The following is a 1,453-nucleotide window of genomic DNA, read 5'->3' as shown; positions in this document are numbered from 1 at the left end:
AAAATAATTGGCATTGACAATGTGCACGCTGTTGAGTTCTCAAGGACCAGACGCACCCCCCACTCGACTCCACGAAGGAGCTCCGCCAGAGGGGCTTGGATTCTCGACACCATCCGCCGAACCTTGCAGCTCGTCAGGGTGGTGGTTGGTTGCCGAGCGGGACCCCGTCCGGACTGCATCTCCAGGTACTCGCCCTGATGACCGTCTCGGCCGTTCCGTTCTCCGCCTCAGCGGCAACGAGGTACAACTTTACGCGGAGGTGAACGCGCTGCCAAGTGGGGCCACATCTCGGGCGTGTCGGGCGATGAGCGGACGCGTTGCAGCGTTGCGACCGACTCACTCCTCGCCCGGTTCTCCGCTGCTTCCGTGGACGGTCGGGAGCTCGAGTGCAGTCGCCATCTCTTCGATGACGGCGTTCGGCAACCCGTCGGCCGCGCGCCGGCGTCCCGTCCTGCGGAAGCCGTGGCGAGCGTAGAAGCCCCGCGCCGGCGCACCGTCCGGAGCGCAGTCCACCCAGAGTCGGATCGACGGGGCACGGAGGGCTGCCCAGCTGAGGACCTCCGCGAGGAGCGCGTCCGCCACGCCGTTCGCCCGGCCCCGCGCTCGAGGACGGACGAACACCCCCGTGAGCAGCGCGGCAGGCTCCTCGTCAGCCGGCAGCTGAGCGGCCATGATCCCCAGCCACGCCCCGTCCTCCGCGACTGCCACGACAGCAGTGGTGTCCCGCCCGGTACCGCGCCGCGCCCGCAGCCGCCAGTCGTCCTCGGTCATCGCGAGGGTGGTCCGGAGGTCGGCGCCGTACGACACCGGGTTCTCCGCCGCGTTCTCGAGCCGGAGCGCTCGCACCGACCGCCAGTCCTGCTCGACCGTGCTCCGCACGACGTACCGGAGACCCGGGAGACCGGCCCGCCCCAGGAGGAGGGGCACGCCGGTCGCCGACCACCACGAGGGCGACACGTGCCCGGAAGACATCCCGCCGTGTGCGAAGCGCTCGACGAACACCCCTGCGCCGGCGTCTCCCGACATCGCACGACCGACCTCCGCCGCAAAGCCCCACCGCAGCATGCCGTCGAGCTCACCTCGCGTGCTCGGGAGCGTGACGTGCGCGAACCGCTCACCGAGAGCTCGCCACAGCCACGGGTCACCGCGCCAGCCCCACTGGTCAGGCTCGTCCCGGAACAGATCACCGACGTGTCGTGCCACGTTCTGATGGTGACCGATCGCGTGCAATCGCGCCAGCGTGCGATCGCCGCTGCGCTCGCCCGCACGGCCCGAGCAGTCGAGGGCGGTGGCGGTGTGCGGGTCGGCCCGGAAACGCAGGAAACCCCTGACCGATCACGGTCAGGGGTTTCCTGGTCTTGCTGAAGTTGAGTCCGGCGGCGTCCTACTCTCCCACAAGGTCCCCCTTGCAGTACCATCGGCGCTGAGAGGCTTAGCTTCCGGGTTCGGAATG

Annotated in this window: 1 protein-coding gene and 1 rRNA gene; both read right to left on the bottom strand. The window is 69.4% G+C overall.

Annotation, left to right across the window (positions count from 1 at the left end; translation table 11 throughout):
* Nucleotides 1–336: 336 nt before the first annotated feature.
* A complete protein-coding gene (locus tag JOD95_RS17040) occupies nucleotides 337–1,203 on the bottom strand; it encodes a GNAT family N-acetyltransferase (RefSeq protein ID WP_209686106.1) in 867 nt (288 codons plus the stop codon).
* Nucleotides 1,204–1,371: 168 nt separating this feature from the next.
* Nucleotides 1,372–1,453, bottom strand: a 5S ribosomal RNA gene (gene rrf, locus JOD95_RS16085); the annotation flags it as partial.

Origin of the sequence: Curtobacterium sp. 1310 (assembly GCF_017834105.1) — a bacterium.
In the GTDB taxonomy this organism is placed as follows: domain Bacteria; phylum Actinomycetota; class Actinomycetes; order Actinomycetales; family Microbacteriaceae; genus Curtobacterium.
Note: the sequence above shows the minus strand (reverse complement) of the source record. Positions and strands in the feature narration are given on the sequence as shown.